The 23,799-nt window shown below is 39.7% G+C and carries 21 protein-coding genes; 19 read left to right on the top strand and 2 right to left on the bottom strand.

Annotated features, from left to right (window positions below):
• Positions 1 to 2 precede the first annotated feature (2 nt).
• Positions 3 to 383, top strand: coding sequence for a TraR/DksA family transcriptional regulator (locus tag FK004_RS03575; RefSeq protein WP_108736018.1), 381 nt, complete (start codon positions 3 to 5; stop codon positions 381 to 383).
• Positions 384 to 475: 92 nt separating this feature from the next.
• Positions 476 to 1,081, top strand: a complete 606-nt coding sequence (locus FK004_RS03570) for a lipoprotein signal peptidase (protein WP_108736017.1) — start codon at positions 476 to 478, stop codon at positions 1,079 to 1,081.
• 181 nt (positions 1,082 to 1,262) lie between these two features.
• Here FK004_RS03570 and FK004_RS03565 read toward each other — a convergent pair whose 3' ends face one another.
• Positions 1,263 to 1,826, bottom strand: a complete 564-nt coding sequence (locus FK004_RS03565; protein ID WP_108736016.1) for a 5-formyltetrahydrofolate cyclo-ligase — start codon at positions 1,824 to 1,826, stop codon at positions 1,263 to 1,265.
• A gap of 11 nt (positions 1,827 to 1,837) precedes the next feature.
• The gene (locus tag FK004_RS03560; RefSeq protein WP_227871665.1) at positions 1,838 to 2,800 is read right to left on the bottom strand and encodes a succinylglutamate desuccinylase/aspartoacylase family protein; all 963 of its coding nucleotides are present in this window, start codon (positions 2,798 to 2,800) and stop codon (positions 1,838 to 1,840) included.
• 144 nt (positions 2,801 to 2,944) lie between these two features.
• Here FK004_RS03560 and uvrC point away from each other — a divergent pair, with 144 nt between their 5' ends.
• From uvrC to FK004_RS03480, 17 genes are all read left to right on the top strand, one after another.
• Positions 2,945 to 4,738 (top strand): excinuclease ABC subunit UvrC, encoded by a 1,794-nt coding sequence (uvrC, locus tag FK004_RS03555; RefSeq protein ID WP_108736015.1) that lies wholly within the window; start codon positions 2,945 to 2,947, stop codon positions 4,736 to 4,738.
• Between the two features lie 7 nt (positions 4,739 to 4,745).
• Positions 4,746 to 6,947, top strand: a complete 2,202-nt coding sequence (locus FK004_RS03550) for a patatin-like phospholipase family protein (RefSeq protein ID WP_108736014.1) — start codon at positions 4,746 to 4,748, stop codon at positions 6,945 to 6,947.
• A gap of 94 nt (positions 6,948 to 7,041) precedes the next feature.
• Positions 7,042 to 8,679 carry an amino acid permease gene (locus FK004_RS03545; protein ID WP_108736013.1) on the top strand — a complete coding sequence of 546 codons (1,638 nt, stop codon included), beginning with the start codon at positions 7,042 to 7,044 and terminating at the stop codon, positions 8,677 to 8,679.
• A gap of 292 nt (positions 8,680 to 8,971) precedes the next feature.
• Positions 8,972 to 10,129, top strand: a complete 1,158-nt coding sequence (locus FK004_RS03540; protein WP_108736012.1) for a homogentisate 1,2-dioxygenase — start codon at positions 8,972 to 8,974, stop codon at positions 10,127 to 10,129.
• 96 nt (positions 10,130 to 10,225) lie between these two features.
• A complete protein-coding gene (hppD, locus tag FK004_RS03535) occupies positions 10,226 to 11,386 on the top strand; it encodes a 4-hydroxyphenylpyruvate dioxygenase (protein ID WP_108736011.1) in 1,161 nt (386 codons plus the stop codon).
• 295 nt (positions 11,387 to 11,681) lie between these two features.
• On the top strand, positions 11,682 to 12,455 hold the full coding sequence (locus tag FK004_RS03530) for a DUF3108 domain-containing protein (protein WP_108736010.1): 774 nt from the start codon (positions 11,682 to 11,684) through the stop codon (positions 12,453 to 12,455).
• Between the two features lie 7 nt (positions 12,456 to 12,462).
• Positions 12,463 to 13,404, top strand: a complete 942-nt coding sequence (locus tag FK004_RS03525) for a tryptophan 2,3-dioxygenase family protein (protein WP_108736009.1) — start codon at positions 12,463 to 12,465, stop codon at positions 13,402 to 13,404.
• A 19-nt stretch (positions 13,405 to 13,423) separates the two neighbouring features.
• Positions 13,424 to 14,662, top strand: a complete 1,239-nt coding sequence (locus FK004_RS03520) for a M23 family metallopeptidase (RefSeq protein WP_170108574.1) — start codon at positions 13,424 to 13,426, stop codon at positions 14,660 to 14,662.
• A 39-nt stretch (positions 14,663 to 14,701) separates the two neighbouring features.
• Entirely contained in the window at positions 14,702 to 16,345 is a 1,644-nt protein-coding gene (gene pgi / locus FK004_RS03515) for a glucose-6-phosphate isomerase (RefSeq protein ID WP_108736007.1), read from the top strand.
• Between the two features lie 343 nt (positions 16,346 to 16,688).
• Positions 16,689 to 19,475 (top strand): TonB-dependent receptor, encoded by a 2,787-nt coding sequence (locus FK004_RS03510; RefSeq protein WP_170108539.1) that lies wholly within the window; start codon positions 16,689 to 16,691, stop codon positions 19,473 to 19,475.
• 153 nt (positions 19,476 to 19,628) lie between these two features.
• Positions 19,629 to 20,066, top strand: a complete 438-nt coding sequence (locus FK004_RS03505; RefSeq protein WP_108736006.1) for a hypothetical protein — start codon at positions 19,629 to 19,631, stop codon at positions 20,064 to 20,066.
• An 87-nt stretch (positions 20,067 to 20,153) separates the two neighbouring features.
• Complete coding sequence (locus FK004_RS19545; protein ID WP_262497664.1) at positions 20,154 to 20,285, top strand: hypothetical protein; 132 nt, start codon at positions 20,154 to 20,156, stop codon at positions 20,283 to 20,285.
• 73 nt (positions 20,286 to 20,358) lie between these two features.
• Positions 20,359 to 21,183 carry an IS5 family transposase gene (locus tag FK004_RS03500; protein WP_108735890.1) on the top strand — a complete coding sequence of 275 codons (825 nt, stop codon included), beginning with the start codon at positions 20,359 to 20,361 and terminating at the stop codon, positions 21,181 to 21,183.
• 11 nt (positions 21,184 to 21,194) lie between these two features.
• Positions 21,195 to 21,572: a septal ring lytic transglycosylase RlpA family protein gene (locus FK004_RS03495; RefSeq protein ID WP_108736005.1), complete on the top strand. Its 378-nt coding sequence runs from the start codon at positions 21,195 to 21,197 to the stop codon at positions 21,570 to 21,572.
• A gap of 34 nt (positions 21,573 to 21,606) precedes the next feature.
• Positions 21,607 to 21,975, top strand: a complete 369-nt coding sequence (locus tag FK004_RS03490; protein ID WP_227871702.1) for a septal ring lytic transglycosylase RlpA family protein — start codon at positions 21,607 to 21,609, stop codon at positions 21,973 to 21,975.
• Positions 21,976 to 22,098: 123 nt separating this feature from the next.
• Positions 22,099 to 22,581 (top strand): GbsR/MarR family transcriptional regulator, encoded by a 483-nt coding sequence (locus FK004_RS03485; protein WP_108736003.1) that lies wholly within the window; start codon positions 22,099 to 22,101, stop codon positions 22,579 to 22,581.
• 33 nt (positions 22,582 to 22,614) lie between these two features.
• Complete coding sequence (locus FK004_RS03480; protein ID WP_108736002.1) at positions 22,615 to 23,790, top strand: efflux RND transporter periplasmic adaptor subunit; 1,176 nt, start codon at positions 22,615 to 22,617, stop codon at positions 23,788 to 23,790.
• Positions 23,791 to 23,799: the final 9 nt, after the last annotated feature.

Raw genomic sequence — 23,799 nt, 5'->3', positions numbered from 1 at the left:
TTATGATAGATGAACAAGTACGATACTCAGATGCTGACCTGGCAGAGTTCAAAGAATTAATTGCAAAAAAAATCGAAAAAGCACAATCAGACCTTGCGTTGATTAAAAGTGCTTATATGAATGACCTTAACAACGGTACAGACGATACTTCCCCAACATTTAAAGCTTTCGAAGAAGGAAGCGAGACCATGTCGAAAGAAGCAAATTCACAGTTGGCTATACGTCAGGAGAAATTCATACGCGATTTGAAAAATGCTTTAATTCGTATTGAAAATAAAACATACGGTGTATGTAAAGTAACCGGTAAGTTAATTGGAAAAGACCGTTTGAAACTGGTTCCGCACGCTACAATGAGTATTGAAGCAAAAAATTTACAGAAATAATCATATTATTTGTATAAATAATTGAAACGCTCCGATATCGGGGCGTTTTTTATGTTTTAATTCTTTATTTTTGTCGCCATAAATTACTGAAAATGTCATTAAAGAAAGCCTACCTTTTAATAGTTATTGTGCTGTTAATTGATCAGATCTCAAAAATATATATCAAAACACATTTTGTTTTAGGAGAAGATGTAACTGTTTTTAACTGGTTTAAAATCTTATTTATAGAAAATGAAGGAATGGCCTGGGGTGTTGCAATCCCCGGTGCTTATGGTAAGCTGTTTCTGACCCTTTTCAGGGTAGTGGCAGTAGGAGGTATTGGCTATTGGCTTTACGATGCCGTGAAAAAAAATAGTTCCGCTTATTTTATTACAGCCATTGCGCTTATTTTGGCTGGGGCTTTTGGTAATATTATTGATTCCGTTTTTTACGGGGTTATCTTCAATGACAGTCAGTCGGAAGTGGCCACATTATTCTCTTCGCAACCTTACGGAACCTGGTTTCATGGTAAAGTGGTCGATATGCTTTATTTTCCAATCTGGTCGGGCAATTTGCCTTCCTGGCTTCCGGTTTGGGGCGGAAAACCGTTTACATTCTTCAATGCCATCTTTAACGTAGCCGATATGGCCGTTTCTACTGGGGTCGGGATTATGATCGTATTTAATAAACGCGTTTTCGCAAGCCATCCACAGCAATAATTCATTTTAAGAAGCTACAGTAGTACTGCTGAAACCCAATTACTCTAAAACAAAGTTCCGGAATCGGATTGCCGATTGTATAGCTGTGCGATGAATCAAAAGTAGCTGCAGCTGTCAGGCTGACCAAAGGTTGAGGGCAGAAGATGAGCAAATGCCAGTATTGGAATGCAGATTGTAATCGCTAAAACGCATACACCCGGTTGGGGGTAATGCAATAGTCTAACTGGATGTCATTTTCGTAAATATCAGTAATCACCGGTTCAGCATCAAAAAATGAAACGCCAATTTTAAGGGTTTCCGGACGGCATTCCGAAAGAAACTGGTCGTAAAATCCTTTGCCATATCCAATACGGTTCCCGGAAGTATCAAAAGCAAGCAAGGGGACAAATACAACATCAATTTTACGTACAGGAACTTCAATCCCATCGACAGGCTCCGGGATATGGAACTCGTTTTTCTGGATCCGTGTATTGTCGGTCAGGAGATAATGGGTCATTTTGCAGTGCTCGAAATCACTTTTGGAAATTACAATCTCCTTATCTTTTCCCGCTAAAACCTGAAGTAAGAATTCGGTGTCGACTTCTTTTTTCTCGGTGATAGGCAGGAATAAATGGTAGTACAGGCCGTTCCAGATGGGTAAGGCGATTGACTGATTGGCAATGGCGAGGCTTTGTGCTTCAATTTGGTCTGCGGGCAGGCTGTTGCGTAGTGTTTTGTATTTCTGTCGGAGTTCTTTCTTTGTCATTCGGAGGATCGTTAAAGTGAAATGTGGTAAATAGCATCGCCCTGGTATACAATTGACGCATGGTTTGAATTAATGATATAGCCGCGATGTGGGGCTTTAACGCTGTGCTCCACTTTACCGAATGGATCCGTTATAAGGGCTAATTCTTCTCCTTTTTCCACCAGTTTTCCCGCTTCGGTATGGTTGTGGAACAATCCTGAATATTTTGCGCGGATCCAGGCCGACTTTTCAATAGGAATAGTTGGTGTCACACGCTGGGAAGCGATTAATTTGTCGGAGAGCATTCCCAGATGCTGTAATAGTCTTTTCGCGCCTTCCACCCCTTCTACAGTAATCGAGGAATTAATATCCTGGGATTTCCCCCCTTCAAAAAGTAACATCTTGACACCGGCTTTGTCGCAGGAGTTCCGGAAGGAATTGGGTATGTTTTTAGAAAATAAGGTAAATGGAGCCTGGAAAATATCAGCCAAAGCCCGTAACTCGGGATTGGAGGGGGCAATTCGGATTTGTGCGGCATTAAAGCGACTGGCGCCACCCGAGTGAAAATCGACACAATAGTCCACATTGGGAATGATTTCTTTCATCAGGTAATAGGCAAACCGACTCGCAAGGGATCCATTTTTGCTTCCTGGAAAAACACGGTTCAGGTCGCGGCCATCCGGAAATTCACGGCTTTGGTTGACGAAACCGAATATGTTGATGATCGGGATGCAGATGATCGTCCCTTTTTTAGGCTGGTTTACTTTTTTGGTGATCAGCTGGCGCACGATTTCTGTGCCGTTAATTTCATCCCCATGCAATCCTGCAGAAAATAATACGACAGGGCCATTAATTTTAGATCGGGAAACGATGATGGGGATTTTGAGTTTCGTCATGGTATGCAGTTTTGCAATTTCCATGTTGATCGTTTTGGTTTCGCCCGGAGCGATACTTTCATCTAAGATGGTAATAGTATGATTGTTTTTATGAGTCATATCGGCTATAGAAAGTATAAAAGTACTTATTCCGATCCAAAAAAATAAATAAAAAGAGGCAACTGTATGCTGTGGGTAAAAATTAGCATTTTTTTGAGATTTTAAATAATTGGATTTTGCGATTTATCCGATTAACTTTGTAAAATGCAAACTCCTTTAGAACTTCAAATTCAAACGCTTCCTGATGGGCCCGGTGTTTATCAGTATTATGATAAAGACGGGAAAATCCTGTATGTTGGAAAAGCAAAGAACCTGAAAAAGAGAGTCGCTTCCTATTTTAATAAAATACACGATACTGGTAAGACAAACGTCCTTGTGCGTAAAATAAATACCATCAAGCACATCGTTGTCCCTACGGAAACCGATGCCCTGCTTCTGGAGAATAATCTTATAAAAACCTTACAGCCACGATACAATGTATTGTTGAAAGACGATAAGACCTATCCGTGGATTTGTATAAAAAAAGAGCCGTTTTCCAGAGTATTCACTACCCGCAATATGATCAAGGATGGTTCAGAGTATTTTGGGCCTTACACGAGTTTTAAAACGGTACATACGTTAGTCGACCTGATTAAAGAACTCTATCCGTTACGGACTTGTAATTACGACCTCAATAAGCCCAATATCGATTCAGGAAAATACAAAGTATGCCTGGAATATCATATTGGAAACTGCAAAGGGCCTTGTGAGGGCTATCAGCCTTTGGCGGAATACCAGGATAATATTGATGCCATACGGGAAATACTGAAAGGGAACTTCAAAGAAAGCCTTAAGGATTTCCGTAAGTTGATGACTACGCTGGCGTCTGAAATGCGATTTGAAGAAGCACAAAAGATCAAAGATAAAATTGAAGTGCTGGAGAATTACCAGTCCCGTTCGACGATTGTAAATCCCCGGATTACCAATGTTGATGTGTTCTCCATTGTTTCCGATGAAAGTGTGGGTTATATTAATTTCCTGCAAATTTCCCATGGTTCTATCATTCGGTCGCATACGATGGAAATTAAGAAAAAGCTGGAAGAAACCGATTTGGAACTTTTGGAACTGGCGATTGTGGAACTTCGCGAACGTTTTAAATTGCTGTCCAGGGAAATTATTGTACCTTTTGAGGTGGATTTGGGAGAGGGTTTAAAAGTGACTGTGCCGCAGTTGGGCGATAAGAAACAACTGTTGGATCTCTCCATACGCAATGCTAAATTTTATAGGATTGAGCAATTAAAACAATTGCAGATTGTAGATCCGGATAGGCATACCAAAAGAATAATGGCGCAGATGCAAAAGGATTTACGCCTTTCTGTAGAGCCAAGGCATATCGAATGTTTTGATAACTCCAATATACAAGGGACAAATCCTGTGGCGGCATGCGTCGTCTTTAAAGATGGAAAACCCAGTAAAAAAGATTACCGTCATTTTAATATCAAAACGGTCGAAGGTCCCAATGATTTTGCTTCGATGGAAGAAGTCGTATACCGGAGGTACAAACGACTGTTGGAGGAAGAGCAGCCTTTGCCACAGCTCATTATAATTGATGGGGGAAAAGGACAGCTTTCGTCAGCCCTGAAAAGTTTAGATGAACTGGGATTGAGAGGTAAGATTGCAATCATTGGTATTGCAAAAAGGCTGGAGGAATTATTCTATCCCGGCGATTCGGTACCATTATACCTGGATAAGAAATCAGAAACCCTGAAAATTATTCAGCAATTGCGAAATGAAGCACACCGGTTTGGGATCACATTCCACCGGGATAAAAGAAGTAAAAGTGCGCTTCAGACTTCGGTTGAAAGTATTCCGGGAATTGGGGAAAAGACGATGATCGTACTGTTGAAGCATTTTAAATCTGTTAAAAGAATGGCTGCGGCCACCGAAAAAGAAATAGCGGAAGTTGTAGGGCTTTCAAAAGCCAAAAAAATTACCGAATTTTACAATTCCCCTAAATAAACTAGGAATGAAAAAAGTAGCGCTTTTATTTTTATTGCTGATTTCCAGTTCCGTGTTCGCTCAGGAGCAGAAAAAACCTTTAAAAGTAGGTTTGGTCTTGAGTGGTGGTGGCGCAAAAGGGCTGGCGCATATTGGGGTGTTGAAAGTACTGGAGGATGAAGGGCTGGAAATCAGCTATATCGGAGGAACCAGTATGGGAGCGATAATTGGAGGGCTCTATGCTTCCGGGTATTCCGCTTCCGAACTGGATTCGATATTCCGGAATACCGATTTTGAAAATATCGTACAGGACAACCTGCCGCGTGCTGTAAAATCATTTTATGAAAAAGATAATGATGAAAAATATGCCTTTACACTTCCCTTTAATAAATTTAAAATAGGGATTCCGTTAGCACTTTCTAAAGGCCAAAATACGTATAATTTACTGAACCGCCTGACGTACAGGGTACATGATATTAATGATTTTTCGAAACTGCCAATTCCATTTTTATGTGTCGCTACTGATATTGAAACGGGGCAGGCTGTCATATTAAAGGAAGGGTATTTGCCCCAGGCGATGAAAGCGAGTGGTGCTTTTCCGTCGCTGTTCAATCCTGTAGAAATCGATGGGCGTTATCTGATTGATGGTGGTGTCGTGAATAATTACCCTATCGATGAAGTTAGGGCTATGGGGGCCGATATTATTATTGGGGTTGACGTGCAGGAAGACCTCCTGAATCGCGAAAGCATGGGATCGGCGATGAAAGTGGTGATGCAGATCGTGAATTTCCAAATGTATCAGGGGATGAAAGCCAAAGCAGCAGCGACCGATATTTATATTAAACCTGCAATTACAGGATTTAATGTGGTTTCATTCGACCAGGGTGCTCAAATTGTGAAAAATGGGGAAGACGCTGCCGCTAAATTTAAGAGGCAAATCCGGGAATTAGTAGCGCAACAGCAAGCACCGCCAAAACCAAAGGAGCGTTTTGTATTGCCGGAATCCATTTGTATTCATGATGTGGAGATTATTGGGAATAAAAGGTATTCCAGGGCGTATGTACTGGGAAAAATGAGACTGACATCCAATGAAAACCTCACGTTTGATAAGCTGGATGCCGGATTGAGCAGTCTGAATGCGACCCAGAATTTTAAACAGATCGATTATCGGCTTGAAGATTCCGAAAATGGCGATAAGCTAATCTTGGATCTGAAAGAAACCAAAACCAGCACCTACCTGAAATTTGGGCTTCATTATGACGGATTATTCAAAAGTGCTGCACTGATCAATTATACCAAAAAAAATCTCCTGACTAAAAATGATGTAACGTCACTGGATTTGATCCTTGGGGATAATATCCGCTATAATTTTGATTATTATATCGATAATGGATTCTACCTCAGTTTAGGGGTGCGTTCCAGTTTAACCCGTTTTAAAGCCGATGTTCCGGCCTCTATATTGGATGGTACTGTAGAAACGGACGCGAATAAAATTGCCATAAAATACACCGACTTTACCAATCAATTGTATCTGCAGACCCTATTCCGGCAGGTGTTTAGTGTCGGTGTCGGCCTGGAGCATAAAAACCTGAATATACAAACCGAAACATTTGATATTGGGAATAAATCATTCGAAGACAACAACTACATCAGTACTTACGGATACGTCAAATTTGATACCTACGACAATAAGTATTTCCCGAAATCCGGGTTTTATTTTGATGGGAATTTCAAATGGCTGCTGTATTCTTCTACATTTAATGGTGATCAGTTTGGTCGGTTTTCAATAGCGCAGGGGAATTTTGGGTATGCTACCAGTATCTTCAAAAGACTGACATTCCGGTTCCAGAGTGAAGGCGGTTTCCTGATTGGGGAAGGAAGTGGAAATATGGATTTTGTTTTAGGAGGATACGGATTTAATCCGTTTAATAATATCAAGCCGTTTTACGGATATGATTTTGTAAGCCTTATCGGGAACAGCTATATTAAAAGTACACTCGGAGCCGATTTTGAATTTATCCGCAAAAACCACGTGAACTTTTATGCCAATTATGCCAATATCGGAGATGATATTTTTGATGGGCTCGATTGGTTTTCCATACCTACCTATTCCGGTTATGCAGTAGGGTATGGCCTCGAAACGCTACTTGGACCTTTGGAGGTGAAATACTCGTGGTCACCAGATAATAGTCAGCATTTTTGGTGGTTTTCTATGGGATTCTGGTTTTAACGGAATTTCGATTGAATATTCTTTAGCTTTTTCACGGTAATTATTTTATAAAAACTATATTTGGAGCCATAAAATAATTAAAGTAGCAATATTTATGTCTATTTGGAAAAGAAAACCACTGTCGCAATTATTAGAGGAAGCTTCAGAATCTGAAAAAGGATTAAAAAAAACACTAACAGCTCCAGGTCTTGTAGCTTTAGGCGTCGGCGCCATTATCGGAGCAGGATTATTTTCAATTACAGGTCTTGCGGCTTCAACAAATGCGGGTCCGGCGATCACCATATCTTTTATGGTAGCTGCTTTTGGATGTATTTTTGCAGGATTGTGTTATGCGGAATTCTCTTCTATGATTCCGGTTGCCGGTAGTGCCTATACCTATTCTTTCGCCACTATGGGAGAATTTGTAGCCTGGATTATCGGATGGGATTTAGTGCTGGAATATGCTGTTGCAGCAGCTACAGTATCGATTAGCTGGTCCCGGTATCTCGGTAAATTTCTCGGGGGCTATGGTATTCATATCGATGATGCCTATATGCTTTCCCCCTTTGAAGGTGGGGTGATCAATCTTCCTGCCGTTTTAATTGTAATTGTAATGTCGTTGGTGTTGATGCGCGGTACCCGCGAATCTGCCTTTGTAAACGGGATAATCGTTTTATTAAAAGTAACGGTTGTACTGGTGTTTATTGCTGTAGGATGGCAATACATCAGGCCCGAAAATTATACTCCTTATATACCTAAAAATACAGGAACCTTTGGAGAATTTGGTTTCTCCGGAATCATACGGGCTGCGGCTATTGTTTTCTTTGCTTATATTGGTTTTGATGCCGTATCTACAGCAGCTCAGGAAGCGAAAAATCCAAAAAGGGATATGCCGATAGGAATTTTACTCTCACTGGGAATTTGTACCGTATTGTATGTGCTGTTTGCCCATGTGCTGACAGGTGTTGTGAATTACCAGGCTTTTGCCGGAAAAGACGGAATTGCTCCGGTAGCAATTGCAGTAGAGGCAATGGGCCCTATGGGAGTGAATGGAATGATTACGCCAGCTTATCCATGGTTGAATAATGCGATATTATTGGCGATTTTAGGAGGATATGTTTCTGTGATCCTCGTGATGCTGATGGGGCAGAGCCGTGTGTTCTTCTCGATGAGTAAAGATGGATTGATGCCGAAAGTATTCTCTGAAGTGCATTCTAAATTCAGGACTCCGGCCAAAAATAACTTGTTATTCATGATTATTGTGAGTCTTTTTGCTGCTTTTGTTCCGGCACGGGTAGTAGGAGAGATGACAAGTATCGGAACATTATTTGCTTTTATCCTGGTATGTATAGGCGTATTGATTATGCGTAAGAAAATGCCGGATGCACCACGATCTTTCCGGACACCATTTGTGCCGTTTGTGCCAATTGCGGGTGTACTGGTATGCTTATTCATGATGGTATTCCTGCCATTGGATACCTGGATCCGCCTGATCGTATGGATGATGATTGGCTTTGATTTGTATTTGTTCTATGGAATGAAAAATAGTATCCTGAATAAAGGTAACTTTAGCCTGAATAGCTTTAAAGTTGTAGCTGGATCCGGTTTGGGGATGGTACTGGCTTTAATTGTTGTCGCTTTTGTCCACCACATGGATCCGGAATTAGAAGACAATTTCTTATTCTACTTCTCCCTGATCTTTGCGGCATTGCATGCTATGATTTATGCCTATAGCTATAAAAAGTCACGATAAGTAAAACTTCAAAAATATAAGGGATTAAAATTGCAATGCATTTTTAATCCCTTTCTTTTGTAAATAATTCACAACAATTAACCGCTAAAATTAAATTTTTACGATATTTGTGTCTATGAAAACACCTTGGAATGGATTATTGTCTCATTTAAAGTTTCTCATCAAGAGAAATCCAGAATGAGTAATGTCAATGAGATAACAAACAAATCAGTTCGGCAGGCATTTTAATGCATGAATTTCTGACTGTTTCTTTATCCGTTTATCGAATTGTCGAATTATCTAATTACAAATTATGCCACTATATCATAAATTAGGAAGTTTTCCTCAAAAGTGTCATACACAGTTTGAAAAACCAAACGGTGGATTATACTACGAACAGCTTTTTGGAACAGAGGGGTTTCATGGTCATTCTTCGCTTTTGTACCATGTACATCGGCCAACTCAGGTAAAAGAGATCAGGGCTTCGTATTCTGTTGAGCCCAAGATTGCTATTGGTAAAAATATAAAATCATTATTGCTGAAAGGTTTTGAACTAAAACCGGAAGCAGATTTTTTAGACAGCCGTAAAGCCATGCTGGTCAATAAAGACTGTACCATTGGCCTTGCTGCTCCACAGCAGTCACTACGCGACTATTATTATAAAAATGCCGATGCCGATGAAATGATTTTCATTCATAAAGGTTCCGGGACGTTGCGTACAATGATGGGGAGTATTCCTTTTGAATACGGGGATTACCTGATTATTCCAAGAGGGATTATATACCAGATTGAGTTTGATACTACCGAAAACCGTTTGTTTTATGTAGAATCTTTTGCGCCATTTTATACCCCAAAAAGATATAAAAATGAATCCGGGCAGCACCTGGAGCATTCCCCATTTTGTGAGCGTGATTTTAAATTGCCTTCTGAACTGGAAACGCATGATGAAAAAGGAGATTTCCTGATTAAAATAAAAAAAGAAGGAATGCTTCACGAAGTGGTATATGCCACGCATCCATTTGATGTAGTAGGCTGGGATGGTTATAATTTTCCATACGCCTTTAGTATTCATAACTTCGAACCGATAACGGGAAGAGTACATCAGCCGCCACCGGTACATCAGACTTTTGAAACGGCTACTTTTGTAGTATGCTCTTTCTGTCCAAGATTATACGATTACCACCCGAAATCAATTCCGGCGCCCTATAACCACAGTAATATAGATAGTGACGAAGTGCTCTATTATGTTGATGGTGATTTTATGAGCCGTAATAACATTGAGCAGGGACACATTACGCTGCACCCTAAAGGGATTCCACACGGACCCGCACCAGGTGCAATGGAGCGTAGTATCGGTAAAACAATCACAGAAGAACTTGCAGTAATGGTCGATACATTTCGTCCATTGATGGTAACTGAAGCAGCTATGGGACTGGATGATGGACAATACTATAAGTCCTGGGTAGAGTAACAGGGATTCCGAATTTGATTACCCCGAAAAACAAACAAAAAAAGTAAAAATGGAGTATTGATTTTTAAAGGATCAATACCAATAACGAATAAGATTATGTCAAAAGAAGTAAAATCAGTAGAATACGGATTAGAGAAAATATTTGAAGGCGCACAGGATTTCCTGCCGCTTTTAGGAACAGATTATGTAGAGTTTTATGTTGGTAATGCCAAACAGGCAGCGCATTTTTATAAAACAGCATTCGGCTACCAGTCACTTGCTTATGCAGGTTTGGAAACGGGTGTACGTGACAGGGCTTCCTATGTATTGAAACAGGATAAAATACGTTTGGTACTGACTACGCCATTAAATGAGGACTCTCCAATCAACGAGCACCTTAAAAAACATGGTGATGGGGTAAAAGTAGCAGCGCTTTGGGTTGAAGATGCCAGAAGTGCTTTCGAAGAGACCACTAAAAGAGGAGCAAGGCCTTTTATGGAGCCAACGGTTGAAAAAGATGAATTTGGAGAAGTAGTACGTTCCGGAATCTACACCTATGGGGAAACGGTACATATTTTTGTAGAAAGAAAAAATTACAATGGTGTGTTTCTTCCGGGCTACAAAGAATGGAAGTCTGATTATAACCCCGCTCCAACAGGATTAAAATACATCGACCACATGGTGGGGAATGTAGGCTGGGGTGAAATGAATACTTGGGTAAAATGGTATGAAGATGTGATGGGGTTCGTGAATTTCCTTTCTTTTGATGACAAACAAATCAATACGGAGTATTCTGCTTTGATGAGTAAGGTAATGTCCAATGGGAATGGAAGAATCAAGTTTCCAATCAATGAACCGGCAGAAGGAAAGAAAAAATCACAGATTGAGGAATATTTGGAGTTTTATGGCGGCCCTGGTATACAGCACGTTGCTATAGCGACAGATGATATTATCAAAACGGTTTCTGAATTGAAATCCCGTGGAGTAGAATTCCTTTCTGCACCACCGAGATCGTATTATGAAGCAATTCCATCCCGTTTAGGAGCTCATATGGATATGATGAAAGAAGACCTGAACGAAATTGAAAAACTGGCGATTATGGTAGATGCCGATGAAGAAGGATACCTGCTTCAGATTTTTACCAAACCAGTTCAGGACAGGCCAACCCTTTTCTTTGAAATTATCCAGAGAATGGGCGCCAGAGGTTTTGGAGCCGGAAACTTTAAAGCTTTATTTGAGTCTATTGAACGCGAACAAGAAAAAAGAGGAACGTTATAAAAACTTTCTAATTTTTACATATAATGTAAAAATTGACCATAAAACTATTGGTTTATTATTGATGATGTGTTAAAGTGATTTTTTTGGTTGTAAATCCTTAAAATGTGGATACCTTTGCACTCGCAAAAACGGAGAGGGTTGTTACTCGAAGTTTTTGGTAAATTTTCATAATTTATAGTTTTTTGGTTGGTTAATAGCATAAAAACTCAGTCATTTAATTGATTGGGTTTTTTTGTTTTAATACTTTTGGAATAGAAATTGCATTTATTACTGAAACCCCAAATCTTATTATAGAATGAAAAAAGCAATAATTGTATTTTTACTACTGCTGTCATGCAGTGTCCAGGCACAATCTTCAGGTGCTTTTAATGTAGGAGAGTTTTTCAAATTCAGGATCCACTATGGTCTGGTAAATGCCGGATATGCTACTTTGGAAGTCAAGGAAGCGACGAAAAACAATAAGAAGGTTTTTCATGTAGTCGGAAATGGCTATACTACCGGGATGTCCAAGTTTTTCTTTAAAGTAGAGGATAATTACCAAAGCTATTTCGATAAGGCGACCGGGAAGCCCTATCAGTTTGTCCGAAAAATCAATGAGGGTGGCTACCGGAAAGACCAGGAAGGTTTTTTCAATCAGGATGCCAATACCGTTTTCGTGAAAGATTATAAACACAGTTCCGAAAAAACGATTTCCGTAACCGAAGAGGTACAGGATATTGTCTCTGCTTTCTATTATTTACGGAATCATCCAAAAGTTGAAACCATGAAAGTAGGGGAGTCCATCAGTATTGATATGTTTTTTGACGATGAAGTGACGAAGTTTAAGTTAAAATATATTGGAAAAGAAGTAATATCGACTAAATTTGGGAAAATTTCCAGTCTCGTTTTCAGGCCCTATGTACAGGCAGGGCGCGTTTTTAAAGAACAGGAGAGTTTAACCGTCTGGATTTCAGATGATGAGAACAAAGTTCCCTTGCGCATCAAAGCCAGTTTAGCCGTTGGGTCCTTAAAAGCAGATTTGGAAGAATATAAAGGATTAAAAAAGCCTTTAGTCCTAAAAGCAGATTAAATAAAAAATGGATATTACACCAAGTATCAAAGAAAAGTTAGACCTTCTCGATCATAAATTTCAATCGATAGACCAAAAAACTGAAACACACCTCGAGGGGTTGTTGTGGTCCAAACCGATTACTTACTGGGATTATATACAAACTGACGCGCTCTTAAACCTACAGATTCAACGTACTACATTGCCAGATGAAATGGTTTTTGTCATGTACCATCAGGTTAATGAACTGCTGTTTAAAATGATCCTGTGGGAAATGAAGCAGATTTGTCATGCTGAAGCCCCAAAAACCGCTTATTTTACCGACAAATTAATGCGTATCAGCCGTTATTTTGATATGCTGACCACCTCTTTTGATATCATGGGAGATGGGATGGAAATTGACCAGTATATGAAATTTAGGAATACACTGACGCCGGCCAGTGGATTTCAGAGCGCACAATACCGATTAATTGAATTCTGTTCTACAGACTTAATCAACCTGATTGATTACCGTTTCCGTAAATCAATTGATCGGGAGACCTCTTACGAGCATGCCATGGATCATTTGTATTGGCAGGCTGCCGGTAAGGATTACCACACCGGTAAAAAATCATACTTACTTTTAGAGTTCGAAAGAAAATATAAGAAGGAGTTTTTGAGTTATATGGAAGAGTATAACACGATAAACCTTTGGCAAAAATTTAAAGGGCTTCCCGAAGAAGACCAGAAAGATGAAGCCCTGATTCAGGCAATGCGCCATTATGACCACACAGTAAATATTACCTGGGTGATGCAGCATTTGAATACAGCAAAAAAATATATTGATGGAAGTGGAAAAGGAGATGGAGAAGCAACAGGGGGCAGTGACTGGAAAAAGTACATGCATCCGAAATACCAAAAAAGAATTTTCTTTCCTGAATTGTGGTCGCAACATGAGTTGGATACCTGGGGAGAAGAAAAAAACGTTTAATAGAAGAAAAGCATACAAATTGAAATACGCAATTTTAACCTTATCATTACTTTTAACCCTCGTTTCCTGTGAAAAGAAAAATGAGGAAAAAGGTAGAGAAGAGAAAGTAGCAGTAGTCAAAGTGCCCGAGGTGGTGGAATTTGGTTATAAATTAAGTGATTATCAGGTACATAATGATACCGTCAAAAAAGGGGATACTTTTAGTAAGATGCTGGAGGGCCTCAATTTAGGGAGCCATACCGTGTATGAAATTACAGAAAAGGTAAAGGATTCTTTTAATCTCCGTACCATTCGTGCAGGAAGGCCTTATATGGTACTGAATTCCAAAACTGCACCCCACACTATTCAGGCTTTTATTTACCAACCCGATGATATTAATTATTACGTGGTTGATTTCCGGGATTCTATTGTAACCCACAAAAAGAAAAAACCAATTACCATACGGCGCAGGACAATTGCAGCAGAGATTAACGGGTCCCTCTCTGAAACGTTGAGCAATGCGGGAGTTGACGCTTCACTTTCCCATAACCTCGCTGAAATATTTGCTTATTCAGTCGATTTCTTTAAAATCCAAAAAGGGGATAAATTTGCAGTTACCTTCAACGAAAAATTCATAAACGACACGATTTATGCTGGTGTGGTGAATATGGAATCGTCTTTCTTTGAATACAAAGGAAAACGTATTTATGCCTTTCCATTCAAACAGGATACTTTGTCCCGAAAATCAGATTATTATGATGAAGAGGGAAAAGTACTGAAGACGATGTTCCTGAAAGCACCGCTTAAATTCAGCAGAATCTCTTCTAAATTCTCAACACGCCGTTTCCATCCGGTGCAAATGCGTTGGAAAGGGCATTTTGGAACCGATTATGCAGCTCCTACCGGAACGCCAATTATGACTACAGCCTCAGGTGTCGTAGAGCGTACAGGGTATACGGCAGGAAATGGTAACTTTGTGAAAGTAAAACATAACGGTACCTATGCTACCCAATACCTCCACATGTCTAAAATTCTGGTACGCCAGGGACAGCATGTAAATCAGGGGGATGTTATTGGTAAAGTAGGGAGCACAGGGCTTGCTACAGGTCCTCATGTCTGTTACCGATTTTGGAAAAACGGTGTCCAGGTGGATGCGCTGGGCCAAAAATTACCCAATTCAATCCCAATGGCAGCAAAATATAAACCCCGGTTCCTGGCTGAAATAGCGCCACTAAAAAAAGAACTGGACAGTATCGCGACTATAAAATTTAAGAGCTAAGTGTTTTACACTACTCCAACTCTCTAAAAAATAAAAACAATGGCTTTAGGAAATACTAACCCTACACAAACTGCTGCCTGGCAGAAACTAACAACACATTTCCAGGAAATGCAAAAGGTATCAATGGCTGAAATGTTTCAGAATGATGCTGCAAGAGCGGAAAAATTCCACATTCAATGGAATGATTTTTTAGTTGATTACTCTAAAAATATTATCAATAAGGACACTATTGCACTTTTGCTGGAGCTTGCTGAGGCAGTAGGGCTGAAAGCCGCAATTGCCCAATATTTTGAAGGTGATATTATTAACCAGACAGAAGACAGGGCAGTATTGCATACCGCTTTACGGGCGCCGGAAAGTGCCGTTGTAAATGTAGAGGGGACGAATGTCATTCCTGAAATTTATGACGTAAAAAATAAAATAAAGGCGTTTACCAATGAAGTGGTAACAGGACAGCGTAAAGGATATACCGGAAAAGCATTTACGGATATTGTAAACATTGGTATCGGAGGATCTGATTTAGGGCCTGCGATGGTAGTGGAAGCATTACAGTTTTACAAGAACCACCTGAATGTGCATTTTGTGTCGAATGTAGATGGCGATCATGTCAATGAAGTGATTAAAAAAATTAATCCTGAAACGACGCTTTTCGTTATTGTATCCAAAACATTCACCACCCAGGAAACGCTTTCCAATTCGGAAACGATCCGGAACTGGTTTTTAAAATCGGCAACTCAAAAAGATGTGGCGGATCATTTCGTAGCAGTTTCTACCAATATTCAGAAAGTAACGGAATTTGGGATCAATGCGGACAATGTATTCCCAATGTGGGACTGGGTTGGCGGAAGATTCTCGCTTTGGAGTGCTGTAGGGCTGTCGATCAGTCTTGCGGTGGGTTATGATAATTTTGATAAATTATTAAAAGGGGCTCATGAAATGGATGACCATTTTAAAACAGCTGACTTTGACAAAAACATACCGGTAGTATTGGCATTGCTCAGTATCTGGTATAATAATTTCTTTGGTGCCGAAAGTGAGGCATTGATCCCGTATACACAATACCTTCAGAAACTGGCGCCTTACCTGCAACAGGGTATAATGGAGAGCAATGGGAAGAGTGTTGGTAGAGACGGGAAACCGGTAAACTACCAAACGGGTATCATTATCTGGGGAGAGCCGGGAACGAACTCACAACATGCTTTCTTTCAGCTGATCCACCAGGGGACCAAATTAATCCCTACGGACTTTATTGGTTTCGTAAAACCATTATACGGAAACAACGATCACCATGACAAACTGATGTCTAATTTCTTTGCCCAGACCGAAGCCTTATTGAATGGTAAAAGCGAGGCACAGGTGCAGGCAGAGTTTGATCAGCAGCAAGTCAGTGGTGAGGCAGCAGCTTTCCTGCTTCCTTTTAAAGTTTTTGCAGGAAACAAACCAACGAATACGTTATTGATTGAAAAATTAACTCCGGAAACCCTGGGTTCTTTAGTGGCCATGTATGAGCATAAGATATTTGTTCAGGGTGTTATCTGGAATATTTTCAGTTATGATCAGTGGGGAGTTGAGTTGGGTAAGCAACTGGCATCGTCTATTTTAGGAGAAATTAATTCCGGGCATATTAAAAATCATGATAGCTCTACTGCTTTTTTATTAAAGTATTTTTTAGCTAAAAAGTAGGGATCCGATACTTCTTATATTAAAAATACCTCAGTCTTTGATCAAAAAAGGACTGGGGTTTTGTGTTTTTAGTAGTAAATGTACGTTTTTACCTATGATAACCCATCAAAACACCTCTATGCTATAAAATTTTTTTTGGTACAATTTGCGAATATTTATTATGAAATCGCTATATAAAGTTTTCTTAATTGTAAAAAATATAATACTTTTAACATATAGTTTAAAGAAATTGTTTTTGTAGGATTACCAAACCTGAGGGCGTCTTTTTGTTAACACTAACTTAACATTGCACTCGTATTTAAATAGGATTTTTGCCGAAAATATTAAATAACAAAACAACGCAATGAAAACAATGAAAAATTGGTTACTGTCAGGGCTGCTTTTTATGGTCGTTTCGACGGTATTTTCTCAAGGAAAAATTACGGGAACCATCACAGATGGCCAGATGGGTGGATCACTTCCTTCAGCAAATGTTTTAATTAAAGGAACATCTACTGCAGTGGTAACCGACATCGATGGAAAGTTTACACTAACCAGTGCAACAGAATCCGGAGAATTGGTGATTACTTTCTTAGGGTATGAAACTAAAACAGTTGCTTTTAAAGTAGCTGCAAACAAGACACAAAATTTAGGGACAATCGTACTGAGTTCAAATTCTGAATCATTGGATGATGTAGTCGTAACAGGCGTTGTGGATATTGCAAAAGACCGTAAAACACCGGTAGCAATGTCAACCATCAAAGCTGCTGAAATTCAGGAAAAACTGGGTAACCAGGAATTCCCGGAGATCCTGAACAACACACCTTCTGTGTATGTGACTAAAGGTTCTGGTGGTTTTGGAGATTCAAGAATAAACATTCGTGGTTTTGACCAGAAAAACATCGCTATCATGGTGAATGGAGTTCCGGTTAATGATATGGAAACCAGTGCTGTTTACTGGAGTAACTGGGCAGGTATCTCTGACGTTACAACATTCATGCAGGTACAAAGAGGTTTGGGATCTTCCAAACTGGCGATTTCATCTGTAGGAGGTACAGTAAACATTGTAACCCGTGCAGCTGATAAAAAAGAAGGTGGTACGCTTTCTAACAGTATTGGTAATGACCAATACCTGAAATTTTTAGCAACATATTCTACCGGTAAAATGGATAATGGGCTTTCTGCTTCGGTATTATTCAGCAGAACAACAGGAGACGGATATGTGGATGGAACTAAATTTGAAGCACACAACTACTTCATTGGTTTAGGTTATGAAATCAATGCTAAAAACAGCCTTCAATTGACTTTTACAGGTGCTCCTCAAACGCACAACCAACGTTTTACTTCACCAACCATTGCACAATACAGAGCTGCAGGTACTGATGGAGAGCCAAACAAAAGATATAACAGGGATTTTGGTACTTACAATGGTGAGGAATATAGCTTTAAATCCAACTACTACCACAAACCAATCGCTTCCTTAAACTGGGATTACCAAATCAATGAAACTACAAAACTGGCAACAGTATTGTACGGATCATGGGGTCGTGGAGGAGGTTCTTCTGCAGTAGGTTCTATCGGTGGTAAAAACGTATATACACCAGCAGGTGATTTAAGAACACCAGACGGACAAATTGATATCAATAAAATTAATGCTTACAACTCAGGACAGGCTATTACCTTACTTGATGGAACAGTAGTTCCTGCAAGAGCTGGTGATGCTGGATTTGGCGGAGGCCAGGTGAACAGCAGTGGAAGCGGTATTTCTAAAATTGCTTCTGTGAACTCACATGACTGGTATGGTGGTGTAATCAGCCTGAATAAAAAATTCGGACAGAACTTCACATTTGATATTGGAGCAGATGTACGTACGTACAAAGGGATGCACTACCAAAACGTAAATGACCTTTTAGGTGCTGGTGCTTTCAAAGATAATTCGGATGTTAACAATCCAAACCGATACTTAACGGGGCAATATGCTTCAGAACCAAGTGGTAACCCATGGGTGAGTACTTCATATCAGCAACGTTTAGGATTTAATAATGATGGTAAAGTAAACTGGGTAGGTGGTTTTACCCAATTGGAATACGCTACTGAGAAATTAACAGCTTTTATTCAGGGTGCACTCTCGAATGAAGGATTCAAAAGAATTGACCATTTCAAATACCTTTCTACTGATCCGTTGTCCGAAACTAAATATGAAAATATTTTAGGGGGTAACGTAAAAGGGGGGGTAAACTATAACCTGAACGAGCAGCATAACGTATATGTGAATGCAGGATATTATTCGAAACAACCATTCTTTAACGCGGTATATCCAAACAATACGTCTATCGTAAATCCTTACCTTACGAATGAGAAAATTACAGGATTTGAAGCTGGATATGGTTTCCGTTCTTCTTTCTTTACAGCGAATGTGAACGTATATTACACTTCATGGAAAGACCGTAACTTAAGACAAAATATTACCAGTGGTGATAATGCAGGAGGATACCTTGATTTTAGAGGTCTGAGTGAAATACACACTGGAGTAGAGCTTGAAATGACCGCTAAAATTACAGATGACCTGAGATTGAACGGTATGTTCTCTATGGGATCCTGGAGTTATGATGGAAATGCAATCGTGAACACATATGATGTTTCTAACAATCCTATTGGAGCAGCTAACCAATCGTTGTACATGAATGGTGTAAAAGTGGGTGATGCAGCACAAACTACTGCTTCTGTTGGGGCAACTTACAAAGTAGTGAAAGGCTTAAGCGTAGATGCTAACTACCGTTTCAACGATAAGTTATATGCTTTGATTTCGCCACAAAACTTTACTTCTCCAAACAACCAGGGTTCATTGGAACTTCCAAGCTATGGTTTGATGGATGCAGGGGTTACTTTCAGAGTTCCTGTTGGAAAAAGCGAAAAGCAAAACCTGAATTTCAGATTCAACATGAACAACGTGCTGAATAAATTGTATATCTCTGAATCCAGAACAAATACTTTTGCTAAAACACAAAATGACTTCATGACAGGTGGTGCTCCGGATGTAGCGGCTTACAACGCATATCAGGCAACATTATACAAAGGACTTGATCCAAATAACCAGGTATACTTTGGTTTTGGAAGAACATGGAATTTCTCTGTGGCTTACAACTTCTAACAAACAGTTTCTTGTTTGATACTATAAACCCTTACAGCGATGTAAGGGTTTTTTTGTGTTGTGAAACTTTTATTTAAAACCAATCTGAATAAGGAATGTGGGTCTGTGCTCATCGCTTTTTTCCATATTTTTGCGTAAAACAAATACAAAACTATGTACCCGATCATTAAAGAAATACATTCAGGATGGGCTTATCTGGTCCTTATTTTTCTAATCATTGCTGTTGTGAATGCACTGGCCGGACTGGCTGGTAAAAAGGAGTTCAGGGATAAAGACCGTAAACTGGCTTTATTCGCATTGATCCTGGCTCATACACAATTGGTTTTCGGTATTATACTCTACTTTACCGCACCGTATTTCGAAGCTGCCAAACAGTTGGGAATGGGCGCAGTAATGAAAAACTCCAGCCTGAGGCTGTACGTTGTCGAGCACCCACTGATTAATATTATTGCGATTGTCCTGATTACCATAGGATGGTCTAAACATAAAAAAGCGACTACCGATCATGCCAAATTTAAAAATATTGGATTGCTTTACGGAATTGCGTTACTATTATTCCTGAGCAGAATTCCATGGAGTGCCTGGTTATAACAGAATTTAAAAGCCCTTTTCAGGGGCTTTTTTTGTTTTTAGGTATGGTATTTGCTTAATCCAACGTTCGCATCAAAGAAATGAATTATGAAATACAGAGCTACAGCCTTGCTTTCGATTGTTCTTCTTGCAATCATGATCTGCAGTTTTTCACTGAAAAAGAAATACACGCGGCAAGAGCACAAAGTCATTACCGAAATTGACAGTGAAGTGATTTAAACTTTTTTTAGAATTAAAAAAGGGTTGTCGATATTTGTGTCGCTAAACATACAATTATCAAAACCAACCCTTTATGTACAGTGTACTTGACAAAGATACAATAGAATTGGAAATTGTTGCATATATACCTAAAGCCCGTCGTGGATTTCCTGTAACAGTTCCATTATCAGAAGTGATAAATGCTATACTCTACAAACTTAAAACGGGCCTTCAATGGCATCAGCTACCCATTAGGGCTCTTTTTGAAAATAAGGTTATAAGTTGGCAATCTGTTTACTATCACTATCGCAAGTGGAGTCTTTGCGGTTTCTGGAAAGCTTGTTGGATTAAATTCCTTAGCCGTCATCACTCAAAACTTGACCTTTCCAGTGTGGATTTGGACGGAAGCCATACTCCTGCTATCCGAGGCGGTGAACAGGTTGACTATCAAGGTCGGAAGAAGCGAAAAACAACTAATTCACTCTATCTAACCGATAGGCAAGGCTTGCCATTAGCAATGTCAGAACCTCTTGCGGGAAACCACAACGACCTGTATAATATTGAGGTTCAGTTTGAAGACATTACAGCAACATTAGAACAAGCCAATATTTCTGTAGATGGATTGTTCCTCAATGCAGACGCAGGTTTTGACTCTAAAGACTTAAGAAAAGCATGTTCAGATAAGAACATTCAAGCTAATATCTGTTTTAACAAACGTAACGGTCATAGTGAGAGGGATGAATATTTTGATGAGCAACTCTATAAGCAGAGATATACAATCGAACGCACAAATGCCTGGTTAGATGGGTTTAGGTCAATCTTAAATAGATATGACACAACAACTGAATCTTGGAAAGGATTCAATTATATAGCATTTATAGTAATAGCATCAAAAAAATTTAAAAAGGAAAAAGTTTAAACCACTTCAGTATAAGAAAAGATACCATCCCCGCAGATTCTTTACAAACCGATAGTATCGTTATTGCAGGAAAACAGTCTTTCCATCTTTTTAAAAAAAATGCCCACGCTTCTTATTATGCTGACAGGCTCCATGGTAAAAGAACTGCCAGTGGCAAAAAATACGATCGGGAGAAGTTCACTGCAGCCCATAAAAAATTTCCATTTGGCACCAAACTGAAAATAACCAACCTCGCCAACAGCAGCACTGTAATTGTAGTGGTAAACGATAGGGGGCCTTTTACGAAAGGACGCGATATCGACCTCTCTAAGGCGGCATTCAAGCAAATCAACAACGGAAGTACCCGAGGGCCGCTCCGGGTAAAAATAGAGGTGGTTAAAGCGTTATAATACCATTGAGACTATGATCAGAAAAATAATTGGCATGCTGTTGTCAGTCCTGGCTTTTGCCGCTGTATTGACGAGCTGCTCCTCTTCCAAAGGAATATCAACAGGAATCTATAAAAAAAATGTCCACGCGTCTTATTATGCCGACAAGTTTAACGGCAAGGCCACCGCGAGTGGGGTAAAATTCAGCAACAACAAATTAACCGCAGCACATCGGAAATTGCCTTTTGGCACAAAAATCCGGGTGACCAACCTCGCCAATGACAAGTCGGTAGTGGTAGAAGTAAACGACCGTGGCCCTTTTACATCAGGACGCGAAATCGATTTGTCCAAAAAAGCGTTTATGGAAATTGCAGATAATAAAAATCATGGCGCCCTCAAAGTGCAGATTGAAATTCTAAAATAATACGACCGGCGATTGCCGGTTTTTCTTTGCGTTAATTTATCCCCAAAAAAATTAACAGAAATTTAAGTTCGCCTGGTTCGGTTGTAGCCGAACCAAGGATTATCTTTGCCGAAAATTTAGTTGATGTCAGATTTACAAAAAGAAAAAGAGGAATTGATTGAAATGTTCGGGATTCATTTTGAAACACATCATAATTTATCCCCATTATCGTCACGGATACTGGGAACACTTATCGTAAGCTGTTCCAAAACCGGACTCACATTTGAAGAATTAGTATCAGTAATCGGAGCCAGTAAGAGTTCTGTTTCCACCAATTTAAACCTACTATTAAAACTCGGAAAGATAGAATATTACACCGTTCATGGCGATCGCAAGAAGTATTTCCGGCCTTCCAGCTTTGGTAAAAGAATGCAGACGTACCTGGAAATTGTGCAGGATGAAAAGAAAATGGTGGAACGAATGGTGCGCTTCCGCAGTAAGTGTAAGACTACGGTAGAAGAAAGTACGAGCCTGAAAAAACTTGAAGTGTATAAGGAACATGTCAATGACTTTGAAGTCTTCCTGAATAATACGATCCAGAAACTGGATAAAATCGAAAATAACTAAATCATATTAAATCAACTTTTCAAATACTTAAAAATGAAGAATAAATTCCTTTGGACTGCCTTGGTCGCAGTTTTAACCTTATCGTCATGTGGAAAGAAAGAAGAACAGCAGGCCCCTCAGGGTCCGGCTCCGTTTCCCGTTCAGACCATAAAACAACAGGATGCGGTAGTATACCAGGAATATACCGCAAATTTAGAAGGCCAGCAAAATGTTGAAATTCGTCCAAAAGTAACTGGATTCATCCAGAAAATCTATGTGGATGAAGGTCAGATGGTGAAAAAAGGACAACTTCTTTTTAAGCTGGAAACCCAAACCTTAAGCCAGGATGCTAATGCTGCTAAAGCTAACGTTACTGCTGCGCAGGTAGAAGTAGACCGATTGAAACCATTGGTAGATCGCAAAATCATCAGTGTGGTACAATTGGAAACAGCTAAAGCCAAACTGGCACAGGCAAAAAGCGCTTACGGAAGTATTGCCGCGAATATCGGTTTTGGTACCATCACTTCTCCGGTTAATGGAGTAGTAGGGAGTTTGCCATACCGTGAAGGAAGCTTAGTGAGCTCTACTATTGAGCAGCCACTGACTACCGTTTCGGACTCTAAAGTAATCCGTGCTTATTTCTCTTTGAATGAAAAACAATTATTGGTTTTCAATAAAACCTTTAAAGGAAGTACGATGGCTGAAAAAATCAAAACAGTACCACCGGTTACACTTTTATTGGTAGACAATTCAGAGTATAATGTAAAAGGGAAAATCGTTACGGTAAACGGTCTTGTGAATCCTACTACCGGAACCACACAGTTCCGTGCAGAATTCAATAACCCGGAAGCCATCTTAAGAAGTGGAAGCACCGGAATCATCCGTATTCCTATTGAGCTTAAAGGGGCATTGTTAGTACCGCAAAATGCAGTGTTTGACCAACAAGGAAAACAAATGCTGTTTGTGGTTGGAAAAGACAACAAAGTGAAAACAAGAATCGTGACTACCGCTGGGACATCAGGACTTAATTTCATCGTTTCCGAAGGCCTTGAGGCAGGAGAAGTTGTAGTCGTTGAAGGCGCCAGCAAACTGAAAGACGATATGGAAATTACACCACAGCAAGTAAAAGACGAAGCGAAGGCAGAAGCAGCTACAGAACAAAAAGATGAAGCAGCTGACCAGGCAACGGATACTACTGTTGTGAAAAAACAAAACCCTCAAGTAAAATAAAAGTACATT

It is taken from the genome of Flavobacterium kingsejongi, assembly GCF_003076475.1.
Lineage (GTDB): Bacteria > Bacteroidota > Bacteroidia > Flavobacteriales > Flavobacteriaceae > Flavobacterium > Flavobacterium kingsejongi.
The sequence above is the reverse complement of the archived record's forward strand: the minus strand, read 5'-3'. Positions and strand labels throughout refer to the sequence as shown.

Bases quoted from the DNA above. Each gene is read 5' to 3' on its own strand.
- FK004_RS19545 (WP_262497664.1), top strand. From the start codon at position 20,154: ATGAAATACAGAGCTACAGCCTTGCTTTCGATTGTTCTTCTTGCAATC.
- hppD (WP_108736011.1), top strand. From the start codon at position 10,226: ATGTCAAAAGAAGTAAAATCAGTAGAATACGGATTAGAGAAAATATTT.
- FK004_RS03565 (WP_108736016.1), bottom strand. From the start codon at position 1,826: ATGACAAAGAAAGAACTCCGACAGAAATACAAAACACTACGCAACAGC.
- FK004_RS03530 (WP_108736010.1), top strand. From the start codon at position 11,682: ATGAAAAAAGCAATAATTGTATTTTTACTACTGCTGTCATGCAGTGTC.
- pgi (WP_108736007.1), top strand. From the start codon at position 14,702: ATGGCTTTAGGAAATACTAACCCTACACAAACTGCTGCCTGGCAGAAA.
- FK004_RS03490 (WP_227871702.1), top strand. From the start codon at position 21,607: ATGCTGTTGTCAGTCCTGGCTTTTGCCGCTGTATTGACGAGCTGCTCC.
- FK004_RS03575 (WP_108736018.1), top strand. From the start codon at position 3: ATGATAGATGAACAAGTACGATACTCAGATGCTGACCTGGCAGAGTTC.
- FK004_RS03560 (WP_227871665.1), bottom strand. From the start codon at position 2,800: ATGACTCATAAAAACAATCATACTATTACCATCTTAGATGAAAGTATC.
- FK004_RS03570 (WP_108736017.1), top strand. From the start codon at position 476: ATGTCATTAAAGAAAGCCTACCTTTTAATAGTTATTGTGCTGTTAATT.
- FK004_RS03485 (WP_108736003.1), top strand. From the start codon at position 22,099: ATGTCAGATTTACAAAAAGAAAAAGAGGAATTGATTGAAATGTTCGGG.
- FK004_RS03540 (WP_108736012.1), top strand. From the start codon at position 8,972: ATGCCACTATATCATAAATTAGGAAGTTTTCCTCAAAAGTGTCATACA.
- FK004_RS03480 (WP_108736002.1), top strand. From the start codon at position 22,615: ATGAAGAATAAATTCCTTTGGACTGCCTTGGTCGCAGTTTTAACCTTA.
- FK004_RS03525 (WP_108736009.1), top strand. From the start codon at position 12,463: ATGGATATTACACCAAGTATCAAAGAAAAGTTAGACCTTCTCGATCAT.
- FK004_RS03505 (WP_108736006.1), top strand. From the start codon at position 19,629: ATGTACCCGATCATTAAAGAAATACATTCAGGATGGGCTTATCTGGTC.
- uvrC (WP_108736015.1), top strand. From the start codon at position 2,945: ATGCAAACTCCTTTAGAACTTCAAATTCAAACGCTTCCTGATGGGCCC.
- FK004_RS03500 (WP_108735890.1), top strand. From the start codon at position 20,359: ATGTACAGTGTACTTGACAAAGATACAATAGAATTGGAAATTGTTGCA.
- FK004_RS03545 (WP_108736013.1), top strand. From the start codon at position 7,042: ATGTCTATTTGGAAAAGAAAACCACTGTCGCAATTATTAGAGGAAGCT.
- FK004_RS03510 (WP_170108539.1), top strand. From the start codon at position 16,689: ATGAAAACAATGAAAAATTGGTTACTGTCAGGGCTGCTTTTTATGGTC.
- FK004_RS03550 (WP_108736014.1), top strand. From the start codon at position 4,746: ATGAAAAAAGTAGCGCTTTTATTTTTATTGCTGATTTCCAGTTCCGTG.